We start from the raw sequence: 15794 nt of genomic DNA, 5'->3' as shown, positions 1-15794 counted from the left end.
GAATAAACAATAGTGTATAGGATAAAAACGAGGATTGCCGCAGTCACACAAAGCGTTCCTTCGCAACGACAAAAAGCGTCGGTTAGCACCTCGTAATTCGTTCCTAAACACATGCTTTTTTCACAAAACGGCGACAAGGTAAGGATAAAATAACAGTAAGGATTAAATATACAACAAATAAGGAGTCTCAAGACAAAAAAAAGAGGTAAATAAAATGAAGAACCTTGATGAAACTAGAAAAGATATTGATAATATCGACAAACAACTTCTTGAATTACTAAGTTTAAGAGCAGAAAAAGTAAAGGAAATCTTTGAGGTAAAGAAAGACGAAAAACTGCCACCTTTTGACCCTGCAAGAGAAAAAAGAATTATAGAAAACCTTGTAAAAGTCAACAAAGGGCTCCTTAAAGAAAAAGACATTGAAACAATTATGGAATCCATATTTAAAGTATACAGAGGTATGTTTAGGCAAATAAAAGTTGCCTACTTTGGACCTGAAGGAACATTTACTCAGCAGGCAGCCATTAAACAGTTTGGAGAAAAGGTAGAGTACATTCCTTGCAGGACAATAGACAATGTGTTTAAGGAAGTAGAGCATAACAGAGCCGATTACGGAATCGTTCCAGTAGAAAACTCAATAGAAGGAGTCGTAACCCATACCCTTGATATGTTTGTTGATAGCAACCTTAAAATAGTATCTGAGGTTATTCTTGATGTTCACCATTTCTTTCTTTCAAAAGAAGATTCAATAAAAAATGTAAAGAAAATTTTCTCACATCCTCAACCTATATCTCAATGTTGGAACTGGATAACAACAAACCTTCCTAACATTGAAATAGTTGAAGCCGAAAGCACATCAAAAGCAGTCCAACTTGCATCTAACGAAAAAGAAACAGCCGCTATCGGAGCAAAAGTTGCTGCCTCTATTTATAAGATGAATATTCTTGCTGAAAATATAGAAGATTACACAGGAAACGTAACACGGTTTCTTGTTGTTGGGAAAAAACTTTCAAGTAAGACAGAAACAGACCAGACTTCTATAATTTTATCTATCAAAGATAAGATTGGTGCTTTACAAGATATCTTAAACCATTTTACTAAATCTAACATCAACCTAACAAGAATTGAATCAAGACCGAGCAAGAAAAAAGCTTGGGATTATATATTTTATCTTGATTTTATTGGGCATAAAGAAGATAATAAAATAAAAAGCGTTCTTACTGAACTTGAAAAAGAGACTGTTTTTCTTAAAGTTTTAGGGTCATACCCTGCAAAAGATACAAACAAAACATAATATTTACAACGGAGGTTCAAAATGGCTGATATAATTATAATGAGTTCAACTGCTACTAAAAAGGATATAGATAACGTAATAAAAAAGATTAAATCTTTTGGTTTTGATGTAAATTATAGTGAAGGTGCTGAAAAAACTATTATAGGTCTTATTGGAGATACAAGAGGAGTGCCTGATGAAGTTTTCAAAATCCTTCCCGGTGTTTCAAACGTAATAAGTATCTTAAAAGAGTACAAACTTGCAAGTAGAGAGTTCCGCCCAGAAGATACTATTATAAAAATCGGTGACCTAAAAATTGGAGGAGACAACCTTACCATTATTGCAGGACCTTGCTCAATAGAAAGTGAACAACAACTATTAAAAACTGCAAAACTTGTTCAAAACTCTGGAGCAAAGATGTTAAGAGGAGGCGCATTTAAACCAAGAACTTCTCCTTATTCTTTTGACGGACTTGGTTTTGAAGGGCTTCAAATTCTTAGAGAAGCAAAAAGAAAATATAATATACCAGTAATCACAGAGGTTCTTTCTCCCGAAGAGGTTGACGGAGTTATGGAAGTAGCAGATATTTTACAGATAGGAACAAGAAATATGTTCAATTATAGGTTGTTGCAGAAGGTTGGAAAAGTAAAAAAACCTGTCCTTCTAAAGAGAGCTTTTTCTGCAACAATTTCAGAATTTTTAAGTTGTACAGAATATATTTTAAAAGGTGGAAACAAAGAAGTAATACTTTGTGAAAGAGGTATAAGAACATTTGATTCCCACTTTACAAGAAACACCCTTGACCTGTGTGCGGTGCCAGTATTAAAAAAAGAGACTCACCTTCCTGTCTTTGTTGACCCAAGCCATGGAACAGGCAGAAGAGACCTTATATTGCCTATGAGTAAAGCGGCTATTGCTGCAGGGGCAGATGGACTTATTATAGAGGTTCATCCACAACCAGAGATGGCCCTTTCTGATGGTTTCCAATCTTTAAATCCTGAAATGTTTGCAGATTTTATGAAAGAAATTGAGCCTGTTGCTAAAGCAGTTGGTAAAAAACTCTAAGAGGAATATATGTCTGAAAAAATAGAACCAAGGAAAGTTTGGTTTTCTTTCTTTAGAAGAAAAACCAATGCCATATATCTTATGGTTGAAGAGTATCTTTTACAGATGTATGAAAGTATACGGCTTTTTAATAAAACCATATCAATATATTTTGAAGAAGGAATAACAGACCTATTTATAAAACTTATAGATGAAACCCATTCAGCAGAGTCAAAAGCGGACGACACAAGACGAGATATAGAAATCTCCTTTTATGAAAAATCCCTTATTCCAGAATCAAGAGGAGATATTCTTGAAGTTATAGAATCGATAGACAAGGTTTTTAACAAAGCTCAATCTGTTCTGTATCAGATTGAAACAGAAAGCCTCTTAATTCCAGATGAGTTTCATACAGAATTCAAAAATCTTATAGATATAAATATGGAAGCTTATGTTAGTGCTATTAAAGGTTTTAAAATTCTTTTTACAAATACAAGGGATGTAAAAAATTGTGTAAAAGAAGTAGATGAGAAAGAGAGTTTTTCTGATAGAAAAGAGAGGGAACTTATTAGAATGATTTTTTCTTCAGAATACCAACTTGGAGAAAAAATACTCCTTAAAGAACTTGTTACTGAGATAGGTTGTATCTCAGACCTTTCTGAAGAAGTAGCAGATGTTCTTAGTATTATTGCAGTAAAAAGAATGATATAAGAGATACAAAAACTGTTAAACTCTTACCCTCTATCTATTATAGTGATACCATGTAGTAATCCTCTCTAAGTATCGTTTACCGGAGGAGGCTTGTTTCTATCATTATAATGACGGTTTTTACGAATATTTACGAATTAAATTTAACTATTTGTAAGGATATTGATAAAGTTTAACTGAATTTTTTAAAGGATAAACCTCAACCTTCTTTGTATAGTGTGAAGAAGGGTCTACCTGCACAAAAGATTTATGCAGGCAGGTTCTCAATAGGCGAGACGAGGTTAACTTAATATTTGTTCAGAAAAATGAATAACAGAGAAAGATTTAAAGCTGTCGCACATTTTGAAAAACCCTACTATATGCCTATCTTCGGTTTCCAAGGTTCCAGCCTGAGCCTACCGCCAACAGATTACGTCCTCGACAGGCTGGTTGCAACTGGTATGCCCGCTTACGTAGGACGCCATAAAAATGGGGAGAGAGATGTTGAAAGCTGGAAAGACTACTGGGGAACAATGGGACCGACATCTCTTGATTTTTATATAGCCAGCGGTATGGAAGGTTTCAAGACAACCACGAGAATTGAAAACGGGTACGAGATAACCGAATCGGAAAACGGCTCGATAATCCGACGCCAAATGGAAGGTAATACGAGGGCTTACGGTATGCCAGAATTTATAAAATACCCTTTAACGGATAGAAAATCATGGGAGTTCTACAAATCCCCCACTGTACCTAAAACGTTTATGTCAAAAGAAGAGATTGAAGAAAACTGTAAACGTTTTGACAACAGAGATTATCCTCTTTTAATAAATCCAGGAATACGTGGCTACGGGGATATCCGCAATTTATTTGGAACCGAAAATGTAAGCCTCATTTTCTATGACGATCCAGAACTGGTGCAGGAAATTACAGACAGAGCCCTTGAGTATGCGCGGAAATACATTTTCCCTCTCATAGAACGTCTTAAACCCGAAATAGTTTTTAAGTGGGAAGATATGTGTTACAACCATGGTATGCTGATATCTCCAGAGCAATTCGACAAATTTTTTGGTCAGGGGTACAGGGAGGTCTGCGATTGTGCCGCTTCAAGCGGGGTAGATATGGTCGCAGTAGATTCAGATGGAAATATAATGGAGCTTACGGAGATATTCAGCCGTTACGGAGTTAATGGACTTTTCCCTTGCAAAGTTAAAGCTAGCAACGACCTTTTCACACTTCGCAAAAAACATCAGAAATTCATTTTTTGCGGTTGGCTTGAGAAAGAAGTGCTAAACGCAGGTAATGCAAATCTTATAGAAAAGGAAATAATGGACAAAGCTATACCTATGATGAAAGAAGGATATTATTTTCCCAACACCGACCACTCTATACAGCCCCTTGCCACTTTTGAAAACCTGTGCAAATTTATGACACTTCTTCACGATATGTGCGGAAACCCTGAAGGAAAATTTCCCAGAATGAACTTAAAGTGAGATAAAAAAAGGAAGTTCAAAGGAAATCAGAACAACATATGGCACTACAACGGTAACCTTATGCCTATAATACTGGGACTTATAGATTTGAGTTTAGAAGGTTTTCAGAGATTCCAGTACAAGCAGGTTCTTACTTGAGTTGTAGCAGCACCCCTAATTCGTTCATAGACACATACTTTTTTCACGAAATAAGAACAATGATAAAGACGAAGATTGCCACGTCGCAATTCCTATGAAAACTATGGAATAAAACGCTCCTCGCAACGCCACAAAAACGGCGACAAGGCGAGGATATAAACAATAGTAGGGGAAAAAACAGATAAAGGAGTTAAAATGGATAAGATAAAGAAGTCTTTTCTTATTGTTTTTTTTCTTCTGTTTAGTTTAACATTGAAAGCAGGGGAATTCCCTATAAGAATCAATGATATATCAGGATTAAATGCTCCTTGGCCTATAATTGCCAGCATACCTTTCCCAGAAGGCGAACTTATAGATTCTTCTTGTATAAGAATAATGAGTGGCGAGAGAGAAGTACCTTCTCAGATAGATGTAACGGCAACCTGGCGCGATGGTAGCATTAGATGGACATTGGCAGGGTTTACAGCATCCCCACAAGGTAATTACAGGGTAGAGTTTGGAAAAGATATCAAAAGAGGTGAATACCCCAACCCATTAAAGGTAACAGAACAAGCCAACGGTGGATTTGAGGTAAACACAGGAGTTGCAATATATAGATTTGATAAAAACCAACTTCTCCCTGAAGAAGGTTGGCTTATTTCCGGTAAAGAGAAAAGGCAGGTATTAAAAAACTCTGGAGCAGGTGCCTATTTGATTGACAATTCCAGAAGAGAAGCAAGAGTATCAGGAGAGGCAGCAGAAATAACAAATGAGGTACTTAAAGAAGGACCTAACCGTTTAGCAATTAAACGTTCTGGCTGGTATGTAACCACCGCCGGCGAGAAACTTGCAAGAGCAGATGTATGGTTTTACTTTACCGCGGGCGTACCTTATATCAAAATAACACACACACTTATATTTACAGAAGATACAAATAAGGTCTGGTTTAAAGATTATGGTCTTGAGTTTAAAACACCTTCCAATCCCGTTGATATATATTCTGCACTCGGAGAAACAACAAATATTGAGGTTAAAAAAACTCCTTTCGAAGGGGCAGATATATATTTTCTACAGGCAGATTATCCTCATTTTGCAGAGAGAACATATAAAGCATTTATAGGAAAAAGAGTAAATAACATAGATACAGTTATCTCAGAAATCAAAACTTTAGGAGACTGGGCTTATGGAGATTATGATAATTTTGGTATAACAGTTGTAATGCCATGGCTTGCAGAAAGGTTTCCTAAAGAAATATCTTTTGGAGAAAAAGGTGCAAGAGCAGTTTTCTGGTCAGGACGCTCAGGCAAAGAGTTAGATTTTCGTGGAAAAACCCTTGTTAAAGACTATTGGCAAACCTGGGCAGAAAAAGGGCTAAGCAGTCCCGGCGTAAAAAAACTTTCTGAGTTTGAAAGTAATGCTCAGGGTTCAGCAAGAACTCACGATATATGGTTTTTACCACACCAGGGTACATATAACCCAGAAAAAGTAAAACAGACAGCAACAACAGCCGCAAGAGCTCCACTTACACTTGCAGACCCTGTATGGCTATGTAGAACAGAAGCAATGGGTTACCCAATGCTCCATAAAGATGTACAAAATTTCCCCCGAGAAGAAGCAATGATATCTGAATGTTGGCAAAGGTATCTGTTGCCATATAAAGCCTTTCCACTTACTGGGTTTATTGGATGGGGCGACTTTACAACCTGGTACTATCAGTCTGTTTCAGGTAGAATAATGCCAACTTTTCATATACTAACTCAAGTAGACCGTTATGGTGTAAGGCGAGAACCGTGGCGTCTTTATGCTCGTAGCGGTGAAAGAACATATTACGACTATGCCCACAAATTTAGCCGTTTCACAGGAGATTGGTACCTAATACACCACTCTGTCCCAAACAATCCTAAAAAACAAGGTAGATTTATGTCTTTTTCTCGTGAAGGTAGCAACCTACCTTTTGTATGGGGACAAACAAGCAGTCTTTATGTTATAAGTGCTGGCGAGATTGGATGCTGGCTTATGGAATATTTCTTAACAGGCGACGAACGCTCTTATGAACTTCTGAAAATGATAAAAGAATCTGTAAAAAAAGATTGGAAAATAAACCAAGCAATACAAGTAAACCAATCAAAAGTTGTAAGAGAACTTGTAACCTTGTCAATAATCGACTGGGATAAAGATATAGTTAATATGGCAAATGAAGTTGCCCATTCAATGTTCGATTTAACAAGCCAAAACGGTATAAAAATGTTTCAAAATAGTTACGGAACAATGTATAAAGACCACCGTACCAGCCACAATACAGCTGAATACTACCTTGAAACAAAAGATGAACTTGCAAAAGAGGCTTTCCTAAAACTTATGGACCAGAGATATCGTTTTGACAGAAGATATAACCCAATCGCTCATAAAAATTATGATGGTTTTACTACCTCTATTGCTTACTGGCTTAGCGGAGATGAACGTTTCCGAAGAGCCGCTGAACAGACCCTTTATGACGCTTTATACTATGTCGAGAAATATTCTATTGAAGACGTTTTATCAAAACTCCCAAAAAACCCTCTCGACTGGAAAAATTTACCCACAAGTTTAACAGAGGTTGATTGGCACAACCCTTTTATAGGATTACCTACTGCTTTAAAATTGGTATCTGAAAAAGGGTGGAGTAACAAAAGAACTCCTTTAGTGATAAAATCAAAGGATACCACTCAAGCAAAAATTTTATTCAACCATAAAAAAGGCACAGAAACAAAACTCAGTTTTTATTTTACTACTTTAAGGCCTGATGTTAAACTTGAAATTTCTAAGTACCCCGACCTACCTAAAAACACCCCCCTAAAAGATGTAAAAATTGAGATTGAGAAGAGAGTTCAGTGGCCTGAACGTCTTGTTTTACAACCTGACGATATCTACCACGCTTATATAACTTTACCAGCTAAAACGCCCAACGGTCTATACTTTCTTTCAACAGGTGGGAGAGAACCTTTCACGTTACTGGATATTACAGGGGCGCAAGCTGCCTTATATTGCCCAGAAGGTTTATGGGCGCCATCAGGCACACCAATACGACGGTCAGGCGAAGGGGCTTACGGGCGAGCAGGTGAAGGTATGCCTATATTTTTTCAGGTACCTGCAAACCTTAAAAATCTTGAAATATATGTATCAAGTTTTGCTTGCATAAAAAGACCTGATGGTTCAGTAGCGGTAAATATTGCTAAAGAAAATACTGGGAAAATAATAATCCCTGTTGAAGGAAAAGGAGGTGTTTGGAGTATAGAACCTTACACACATAATTTCAAAGGTGCAACTTTCTCTGCTTTTTACAAGTTTTTAAATATAGAACCTGTTGTAACATTTGGGTTGCCTAACCTATTTCCAGAAACCTACTCTGCATCTCTAACAATACAAGACACCCCTCAGAAGAAAACTCAAACATTAACAGAGTTTACGAAAGGTATCTCTGGCAAATCAGCAAAACTCACATCTAACAACCAACTTGTTTTTGATACAGGCGAAAAACTTCCGCAAGGTGGGTATACATATTTTCCAGGTATGGTAGGCACAGTAGAGTTTTGGTTTAAACCTGATATTTCTACCAACGAAATAATCCTATTTCCTTTTACTATAAAAGATTTTCCTTTGATTACTGCCCCTCATATAAAGTTTCTCCATAAATACTGGTCAATGGGAGGAGTGAGAAACCTTTTTAGTCGGCTTCAAATTTCTCTCACAACAGACAAAAAAGAGCAATTCGGCGCGGGTCCTGGATATCAAGGCGAATATTTCTTTGATGCAGATAAATGGGTTCACATTGCTTGCACTTGGGATATAATAGATGGCGAGAAAGGAACAGAAGGGGATTTTTCTATTTTTGTTGATGGAACAAAACTCTTATATAAAAGAGCTTCTTATGGTGTTACTCCTTTAACAGGGCAAAACAAAATCAATATTGTGGATGAAAATAAGAATATTTCAATCGGACCTTTTGAAGGATGTATAGATAACCTTAGGTTTTCTGATATTGTTAGATACAATGAAGATTTTATACCTACTAAAGATTGCCCAACAATAGATAAGAACACAAGGGCTATATTTAATTTTGACGACACGTTTACTGGGTATTCTTTTTACTCTAAAAAAAGCATTAAAGTTACTTTAACAGACATAAAGCGATAGGAGGAACTTATGAAGATATTAAAGTATGTAGGATTAATGTTACTACTTCTGGTTTACACCTTGAAAGGCGAAAGTGAAGTAGAAACAAAATGGAAAGAAAGAAAAGAACTTTTAATGAAAGATGCAAGTGTATCAAGATATTATACTTTTGAAGAAGTTACCGATAGTAAAAGCATTGTTAAAGATTTAACAGGTAAAGGTAACGACCTTTCTTTTATGCCCGCTAAAGCCGGGAAAAGAATTATTGACGATTTAAAAGTAGTTGATGGACGTTTCCCAGGCAAGAAAGCCGTACGGTTGGACAGAGGACATTACCAAGGACCAGCTGTTGATATTCCAGACAAATCTTTTACAGCAGAGTGTTGGTTCAGGCAAAGTGGACCAGTAACACAGTACGAGGAGATTAAGTCTAATGTTAACTCTGTCCTATTATCGGGTGCGGGAGGTAGGGGGTGGATACTCGGAGCTAACCACGGACGAGTAAGCAGTATACCGGGAACAACATCTGATGGGAAAAAGAATGTATATTATCAGGCAACCGCAAGAAAAACAAGTATACCCGAAGGAGTATGGCAACATATCGCATTTACCTGGAACGGTCAAGAGGTGATTTTTTATTTCAACGGGCAAATAGCCGCCAAGATAAAGCACGACGGAGATTATAATTTAGCAAATTATCCTTTTAGGGTAGGGTTGAACACCAGAGAAATATTAGATATCGATGAAGTGATAATACATAACAGAGTTTTAAGTAGCGAAGAAATTAAAGAAGCTGGAAGCGGAGTAGAGGGGTTTGCCCTGAACACAATAAAAGCAATTTTTGAAACCGCAGACTCTCTTATCCAAAAGAAAGATTTTAACGGTGCAAGAAAAGAGTATACCAAAATAAAAGATATTAGTGACATAAATTATGGAGAAGCGCTCTCGTTATTTAATATTGCAGAAAGTTATAGATTAGAAAAAAAATACGATTTAGCCAACAAAACTTTTTTAGAAATCTTAAAGATTTCTTCATTAACTCCCCACTATAGAGCATACACTCTTTTTACACAAGCAGAATTGTTTAATCAACAGAATAAATATAACGAAAGCAGGAAGGTGTACCAACAGATACTAAAAACACCCGAAATATCAGAAAACGATACAATGAGAGCAGAGATAGGTATTGGTGATACTTATAGAGGAGAAAAAAAATATATGACTGCAAAAGGAATATACGAAAAACTCCTTAAAGACGTATCTTCAAAATATAATCCTAACGAGATAGATAGATTAAAACTTGTTGACCGGCTTGAATCTATAGACGGATTAAAAGATGGACAGACAGAAATTACAGATAGAGAAAAACGGATAAACTGGGTTAACCTACCTACAAACTCCATATATGTATCACCTGATGGTAAAGATACAAACAAAGGTAGCAAAGATAGTCCTTTTGCTACAATCGAAAGAGCTCAACAAGAGATACGAAAAATCAAAACAGAAGGGTTTCCTCAAAAAGGAATATCTGTATATTTAAGAGGCGGGGAATATTTTATTGAAGATACGATTACTTTTTCAGAAGAAGATTCTGGCACAGATTTCGCTCCCGTTGTTTTTAGGGCTTACCAAGGAGAAGTGCCCCGTATTATTGGTGGTAAGACAGTAAAAGATTTCAAACCTGTAACAGACAAAAAAATACTTGATAGGTTACCAGTTGCAGCAAGAAACAAAGTTTTTGTTGCAGACCTTTCTCAGCAAGGAATAAAAAATTATGGAGTACTAAAAAACAGAGGTACTGGAACAGAGCAGTCTGGAGCAATGGAACTGATTTATAATGGCGAGATAATGCAGATGGCTCGTTGGCCTAACGAAGGTTGGGCAAGGGTTGCTTCTTTGGTTGACCCAAAAGGAGATTACACATTCAGAGACGAACCATACCAGAAAGGTAAATTCAAATACTCTGGAAATCAGCCAGAAAGATGGACAGAAGAGAAAGATGCTTGGCTAAGAGGGTATCTTGGACCTAAAGTACCTTACGTTATAAACCATCTTAAAATTACTTCTATAGACACAAAAGAAAAAATCATATACCTTGCTGACGACCCAAGAACCGCACATGTAAAAGACCCTGCTTATTTTGGCAACAGAATATCCAGAGGAACTCCTTTTTTTGCTTACAATCTATTAAGCGAGATAGATACACCAGGCGAATGGTATATTGATAAAGATACTGGTAAACTCTATTTTTTCCCTCCAAAAGATATAAAAGGTGAAGCAATAGTAACCACCTTAGATAAACCTATAATAGAATTAAAAAACGCATCAAATTTAGTTTTATATGGGTTAACACTTGAGGGTACTTGGCAAAATGGTATACTGGTGTCGGCAGGACGCAATTCTCTTATTGCTGGGTGTGTTGTAAAAAATATAGGGCAGAGTGGTATATATTTAAAGAGCGGTTGGAACCACTCTATTGTTGGGTGTGATATATATGATGTTGGTGATGCTGGTATAATTCTTGCAGATAACACTCAATACAATTTTGGATACGCACAAGCTATTGAGAATAGAAGAAAGTTGGTACCTACTGGGTTTTGTGTTGAAAACAATTTTATTGCCAGAGTTAATAGGTTATCAGGTAGCAGTATGGCAGTACAAATCAGAGGTATTGGACAAAAGGTTAAACATAATATTATCACAGATTCTAACCACTCGGCTATAAGTATTTACGGTAACAACAATATTGTAGAATATAACGATATACACGATGTTGTCGCCCATTCAAGAGAACTTGGGGCTATATATACATGGGACCTTGGGCAACCTTTAACTTTTAGAGGCAATATAATTAAAAACAATTTTGTTCACCATATAACAGGCCATTACTCACCTAACCAGACCCACGGCGTAAGAGCAGTCCATATAGACGGACTCAGTTCAAATTTATCCGTCTGCGGTAACATTTTCTTTAGAACCAACGGTATATCTTCTTCAGCACCTGACTGCAGATTTGAAAACAACATATTTGTGAGTTGTTTTCCAGGAATTTCTCTTGGGAATAGAAGCAATCTTATGGAAGCCAACGGAAAACTTACTACACGTGGAAACAGATTGATTGAGGTTATGAGAAAATTTGAATCTAAAACCCCACCTTGGAACGAAAGATACCCACAACTTAGTAATCTTCTGAATCAAGATAAAAGACCGCTCGGATGGCCTCGAAATATAACTCTTGCAAGAAATATCAACACCGGAGGACCTTTTGTTACATTTGCATCGGGTATTAGGCAAGATAACACTATTTCTGATAACCAAGATGAGATAGACCCTATTTTCCATAATATCAACAGATATGATTTCCGTATGAGACAAGGTTCTCCAGTTTATAACCAGATTAGTTTTGAACCTATACCTTTTGAAAAAATAGGTCTTTACAAAGATGAATTGAGAGCTACCTGGCCTGTAGAAAGAGAGATAGGCAAATACTTTGACTCTTCAAAAGAAACTACTGGTACTACAAAACCTAAGGAACATACCGTCACAAAAAGAACCAACCCAATAAAAATTGATGGTAAACTCCAAAAAGAGGAGTGGTTAAACCTTGATAAGAGTAAAGCTATTGTTATAGATAAATTTTATACAAGAAGCCAAACAGAAGAAGCTACCTGTAAAAGTTACGCTTGGGTTGTATATGACAACCAGTACCTTTATATAGGCATAGAACACACTCCAGACCCTTGGAACGATAGTATGTCGCTCTCTCTTAAAACCTTACCTATTGAGTGGGGAATAACAGAAATATCTGTAGAAGGGCGAGCCGATAGTGATACAGGAGGATGGTGGCTACCAGATATGGAAACAGGACCAATATACATTTTCACAGGGCATCCTAACGGGCAGTTTAGTATAATTGATAGTTATTTCAAACTACCAGAAAATCTCAGAAGCGAACTTGCAAAAAAGGTAGAATATGCTGCCGTTATGAATGATATAAATACTTATAGTTGGAGCGCAGAGTTTAAAATCCCTTTAAATTTAATAAACTTAAAGCCAGTTGAAGACAAATCAACCAGGTTTAATATAGGTGTAAGAAGAAGGAAAAACTGGACTGGATGGATGTATACTGATGGGCGTATATGGCGACTTGAAGGTGGAGGTAAACTCAATTTTATCAAATAAAGACAAAAAATAATAAGGATAAAGACGAGGGTTGCCACGTCATTAGAAGGCATTCCTCGCAATGCCACAAAACGGCAGATAAAAGACATAAAAGAAAGGCGTATGGGGTGTCTACTCACTCCCTTTTTTTGCCCTCTACCCTGGAGGATGTTTGGGGTAGTAAGTCCCTAAGAGTTTGCAGAGAGGTTAATGGGATGAGGTTTATCCGCCGAAGCTTGTATTGTATCGTAGGTGGAGGGGCTTTTAACAAGTTAAGAGAAAACGAAAAACGTAATGATAAAGAATGGGATTCCCCTTGTATGTCATTCCGGACTTGATCCGGAATCTCGTTTTGTACGTTGTGCCTACTATCGACGTGGGTTAAGGGAGAGATCCTGAAACAAGTTCAGGATTACAAATTGGGCGTTGAAGGCAATGCCGATACCCCCATTCCGTCTTACTCAAGTAAAGTGAAAAGGAAAAGGATAAAATGGATTTAAGATTTATTGGACCTGTGTATTTAGGATGGACACTTGGAGCCAGTTATGCTGCAAACATATTTGGTGCGGCTGTATCTTCTTATATGATAAGATATAGAACTGCTGTTATACTGGCTGGAATATTTCTTGTTATTGGCGCATTAACAAACGGGCAAGCTGGTATAAAAACTCTTTCTGGGTTAACCGAACAGACAGGAAATACCGCTTTTATAATATCTTTAGCAGCAGCCCTTACTGTTAATTTAATGATAATATTAAGACTTCCTGTATCCACCTCACAGGCAGTAGTAGGTCCAATAATAGGTATAGGTATTATAAACAAACAGCTACAACTCCAAGGGCTAACAAAAATCTTTATCTGCTGGTTCACAACCCCTATTGGTGCCGGAATAATTGCTATAATTTTTTACTGGTCAATGACAAAGATTTTCAAAAAGGTTAATATACACTTCTTATTATACGACAAAATTATGAGAAACCTACTTATTCTTGCAGGTATCTACGGTGCGTACACTCTCGGCGGTAACAATGTTGCCAACGTAACTGGAGTGTTTTATAAATCCAAAATATTTAATATGAAACAAGCGTTGCTTATAGGTGGAATCAGCACTGGGTTGGGAGCTCTTTTTAACGGCAAAAAAATGATGACAGCGGTAGGGGGAGAAATTATAAAGATTGACGCTTTTTCTGCCTTTATCGCTATTATGTCTCACTCCATAGCCATACATATATACAATAAAATAGGTGTCCCAGTATCTTCTTCTCAAGCAATAGTTGGAGCATTAACAGGGATAGGTGTTTTAAGAGGTATTAAAACAATCAGTTTAGAAAAAGTTGCAAAAATTTTTGCTGGCTGGTTTTTCACTCCAGCAATTGGAATGTGTTTTTGCCTTATATTATACAAAATTTTTCTTGGCTAACCACCATTTTTGATATCAATTATGAAGGAGGCAGTAATGAAAAGTATCTATTTTAATATGCAAGCAAAAGTATATTTTGAAACAGGAGGTATACCAAAATATCTTCCAGAGATAAAACAATACGGTGAAAAGGTTCTTATAGTAACAGGAAGAAAATTTGTTTTTGAAACAGGGCTAATAAAAACAATAACAGATATATGTTCCAAAAACGGCATAGAGGTTGTGTTATACCCAGAAGTCAATCCTGAACCGGATATACCCAACGTTGAAAAAGGTGCAGAAATATGTAGGAAAGAAAAATGTGATTTTGTGCTTGGAGTAGGAGGAGGTAGCCCAATGGATGTTGCAAAAGCAATATCTGTTATTGCAACCAATGGGGGCAAACTTAAAGATTATTTCGGAGAGATGGAATATAAGAGTGAACCTCTACCTATTGTCACCATACCTACCACCTGCGGCACAGGTAGCGAAGTAACAAGGTATGCTGTGATTATGGATAAAGAAGCAAAAACAAAGAAGACCATCAATAGCCACCAGATTATACCAAAACTCTCTATTTTGGACTCTAAAACCTTATCAACCCTTCCTTACCAACTTGTTGTTGCAACAGGTATGGACGCTTTTTCTCATAGTGCAGAGAGTTTTTTATCTCAAAGATCTGACCATATTTCAAAACTTTTTGCCAAAGAAAGTTTAAAACTTTTATGGAAGTATTTACCACAAATAGTAGATGATAAAGATAATCTTAACATAAAAGAAGAGATATTTTTGTCTTCTCTGTTGGCAGGATTCGCAATAAACCGCACCGGAACAATAATAGTACACGGTATGGGGTATTCTCTTACAGTCACAAAAGCAACCCATCACGGAACTGCAAACGCTCTACTTCTACCTTATGTGTTTGAATATCTGCAAGATAACGGGTATTCAGAAGAGTTTACAGAATTAGAAGAAATATGGGGAGAAACTAGCAACCTAAAAGATTTTGTTAAAAATCTTGGACTTCCTTCTCATTTAAAAGAGATAGGAATAACCGATATTGATATAGACAACCTCACCGATTTAAGTGAAATCGGAGCTCAGAGGGCTTCTAAAAATATGAAGGTACCTCTCGGTAAAAAAGAGTATAGAGAAATATTGCTTAAAGCGTTATAAGGGTAAAAAAGTATGTGGTGTCTACTCACTCTGGGACTACGGTGCATACACCTTCTACGCCACAATCTGGCACTCTGAGAACTTACCCTTCTGCACAAAAACGTCTCCGAAGGGTTCAACAGGCTCAGAGTAGGGGAACAAAAGGCTTGAACCTTTTGTTAACAGCCCCCCATTCCGTCTTTTGCAGTTTATCTTGCGAGCTTTACCCGCCGAAGCCAACCTACGCTAAAATACAAGCTTCGGCAGGTATACCTTGGCGTAGGAGGGGCTTCGTAACGTGGCAATCTCGCCG

General features: G+C 37.0%; 8 protein-coding genes. All 8 read left to right on the top strand.

From position 1 onward, the window contains the following. The first annotated feature begins 214 nt into the window (after positions 1-214). The 8 genes from pheA to M0P98_07070 all read left to right on the top strand — a co-directional run bounded on the left by pheA (position 215) and on the right by M0P98_07070 (position 15502). A complete protein-coding gene (gene pheA, locus M0P98_07105) occupies positions 215-1294 on the top strand; it encodes a prephenate dehydratase (GenBank protein ID MCK9266627.1) in 1080 nt (359 codons plus the stop codon). A gap of 21 nt (positions 1295-1315) precedes the next feature. After that, positions 1316-2338: a 3-deoxy-7-phosphoheptulonate synthase gene (gene aroF, locus M0P98_07100; GenBank protein ID MCK9266626.1), complete on the top strand. Its 1023-nt coding sequence runs from the start codon at positions 1316-1318 to the stop codon at positions 2336-2338. A 9-nt stretch (positions 2339-2347) separates the two neighbouring features. Beyond that, on the top strand, positions 2348-3028 hold the full coding sequence (locus M0P98_07095) for a DUF47 family protein (protein MCK9266625.1): 681 nt from the start codon (positions 2348-2350) through the stop codon (positions 3026-3028). Positions 3029-3330: 302 nt separating this feature from the next. Beyond that, the gene (locus M0P98_07090; protein ID MCK9266624.1) at positions 3331-4497 is read left to right on the top strand and encodes a hypothetical protein; all 1167 of its coding nucleotides are present in this window, start codon (positions 3331-3333) and stop codon (positions 4495-4497) included. A gap of 333 nt (positions 4498-4830) precedes the next feature. After that, a complete protein-coding gene (locus M0P98_07085) occupies positions 4831-8787 on the top strand; it encodes a LamG domain-containing protein (GenBank protein MCK9266623.1) in 3957 nt (1318 codons plus the stop codon). A 9-nt stretch (positions 8788-8796) separates the two neighbouring features. Further along, a complete protein-coding gene (locus M0P98_07080) occupies positions 8797-12948 on the top strand; it encodes a right-handed parallel beta-helix repeat-containing protein (GenBank protein MCK9266622.1) in 4152 nt (1383 codons plus the stop codon). A gap of 469 nt (positions 12949-13417) precedes the next feature. Next, positions 13418-14347 (top strand): inorganic phosphate transporter family protein, encoded by a 930-nt coding sequence (locus tag M0P98_07075; GenBank protein MCK9266621.1) that lies wholly within the window; start codon positions 13418-13420, stop codon positions 14345-14347. Positions 14348-14383: 36 nt separating this feature from the next. Beyond that, positions 14384-15502, top strand: coding sequence for an iron-containing alcohol dehydrogenase (locus tag M0P98_07070; GenBank protein ID MCK9266620.1), 1119 nt, complete (start codon positions 14384-14386; stop codon positions 15500-15502). Positions 15503-15794 lie beyond the last annotated feature (292 nt).

Source organism: bacterium, from assembly GCA_023230585.1.
In the GTDB taxonomy this organism is placed as follows: Bacteria; Ratteibacteria; UBA8468; order B48-G9; family JAFGKM01; genus JALNXB01.
The sequence above is the reverse complement of the archived record's forward strand: the minus strand, read 5'-3'. Positions and strand labels throughout refer to the sequence as shown.

Coding starts and splice junctions, on each gene's coding strand:
- pheA (MCK9266627.1), top strand. CDS start 215: ATGAAGAACCTTGATGAAACTAGAAAAGATATTGATAATATCGACAAA.
- aroF (MCK9266626.1), top strand. CDS start 1,316: ATGGCTGATATAATTATAATGAGTTCAACTGCTACTAAAAAGGATATA.
- M0P98_07095 (MCK9266625.1), top strand. CDS start 2,348: ATGTCTGAAAAAATAGAACCAAGGAAAGTTTGGTTTTCTTTCTTTAGA.
- M0P98_07090 (MCK9266624.1), top strand. CDS start 3,331: ATGAATAACAGAGAAAGATTTAAAGCTGTCGCACATTTTGAAAAACCC.
- M0P98_07085 (MCK9266623.1), top strand. CDS start 4,831: ATGGATAAGATAAAGAAGTCTTTTCTTATTGTTTTTTTTCTTCTGTTT.
- M0P98_07080 (MCK9266622.1), top strand. CDS start 8,797: ATGAAGATATTAAAGTATGTAGGATTAATGTTACTACTTCTGGTTTAC.
- M0P98_07075 (MCK9266621.1), top strand. CDS start 13,418: ATGGATTTAAGATTTATTGGACCTGTGTATTTAGGATGGACACTTGGA.
- M0P98_07070 (MCK9266620.1), top strand. CDS start 14,384: ATGAAAAGTATCTATTTTAATATGCAAGCAAAAGTATATTTTGAAACA.